At 69.5% G+C, this 1,519-nt stretch carries 2 protein-coding genes; one reads left to right on the forward strand and one right to left on the reverse strand.

All coding sequences use genetic code 11. The features are described 5' to 3' along the window. The coding region (locus AC5RUJ_RS16170) for a DUF1353 domain-containing protein (RefSeq protein WP_494156232.1) at window positions 1-483 on the reverse strand (483 nt) is incomplete at its 3' end. A 136-nt stretch (window positions 484-619) separates the two neighbouring features. Between AC5RUJ_RS16170 and AC5RUJ_RS16175 the strand changes: the two genes are divergently transcribed. After that, on the forward strand, window positions 620-1,519 hold a 900-nt coding region (locus AC5RUJ_RS16175), incomplete at its 3' end, for a hypothetical protein (protein WP_494156233.1).

A 1,519-nucleotide genomic window follows, 5' to 3' on the forward strand; every position in this document is an offset into this window, starting at 1 on the left:
GGCCAGCAGCCCGACGGCACCTGCCCCGACGGACGCCGTCAGCAGCCGGCCGCGGGCACCGGCATACTGAAGGTAAGCCTGGACCGTCACGACCGCCCACATCAGCCGGGCACGCAAGGCCGCCACCCCGGTGTCCAGCAGTGCGCGGCGGAATTCCTCGTCGTAGATGCGGCGCAGTTGCAGCCCCTTCTCGCCCGGCATGCTGGAACACATCGTCGTGCGCTGGTCGTGCAGCAGGGCCGGAGCGGTCTGCCGTCCGTAGCTGGCGATGAGTCCCCACATCCAGGTGGGCACCGACGCCAGGTCGGTGGAATTGTGCTCGAGCCCGGCGGAGAGATCGTGCGCCTCGATCCGGACCACGGGGGAGGTTGTTTCCGCCCGGTAGAAAATCGGCGCCGCGAGCTGGAAGCATCTCTTGGTGCGCTGGACCAGGGGAATGGCCGTCAGCGGTTCGGTGGCGGAGGGGTCCTGGTAAAACGGCATGCGGCCAGTCTTACATCCGGGGCGGACGTTCCGCACGGGTCCTCTGCGGAATGCGCGGCCTGTGAGCCGATACGCGCCGCGGCCGCGGGCCCGCCCGGTGGTACCTTCGCGGCGGCGGTCGTGGCACACTCGTGCCATGAGCCCTGTGAGCCGCAAGCGCAAGCCGAAAAAGCTGAAGAACAGCCGGTTCGGTGGCCGGCAGGGCGGGCCGGCCGGCGATCCGCTGCTGGAGCTCTACCGCGAGTTGGAACGGCCGTTCGCCGACACACTGGACTCGCCCAGCCCCATCGACGCCCATTCCCTGGCCGGTTACCTGCTGGACCTGTGGGACACGGCCGACGCATCCGGCCAACAGCGCCGTCATGAGTTGTTTTACGCCTGGCTGGATTTGGCCGAGGACCGAACCGGCCCCGGGACCGTGCCGATGCTGCGCGCGCTGGCCTTCCTGGTCGATCGTCCGGACATGCGCCGCGACGCCGAAACCCTGGCCGACCGGCTGGTGGCCGACGGGTTCACCGAGCCGGAATGGGCCAAGCATCCGGTGGCCGTGACGGCCCTGCACCGTTATGCGGACGTCTTCGGCGACGAAGCCAACATGCTCTTCGAATTCACCACCGGCACCGAGAAGGTGGGGCTGCTGGCACTGCTGGACGGCAACATCTTCGGCGGCACGGTGATGGAAACCGGGCTCGTGGACGATCCGGCCGCCGCGCTCAAAGACCTGAACGCGGACGCCCAGGAAGCCGGGCTGGTGCTCGACGCGGACGCAGACCTGACCGGCGCCGCGCTGGACGCCTGGGAAGGACTGGATGCCTCGACGGACCTGCCGGAGCACATGGTGGACGAGGACTTCGGTGCGCGCCGCTGGGTGGCCCAGGCGTGGCTGCGGACGATCATCGAGCTCGCGGACGACACCGAGGACGAGAGCGAAGACTGGCTCTCCGACGAGGACTATGCCGAGCTCGACGACGCCGAGGCGGGGGCAGGGGCAGTGGCGGGGACAACTGTGGCGGGCACCGGGGCCGAGGCCGCCGAC

The organism is Arthrobacter sp. Y3223164, from assembly GCF_059091005.1.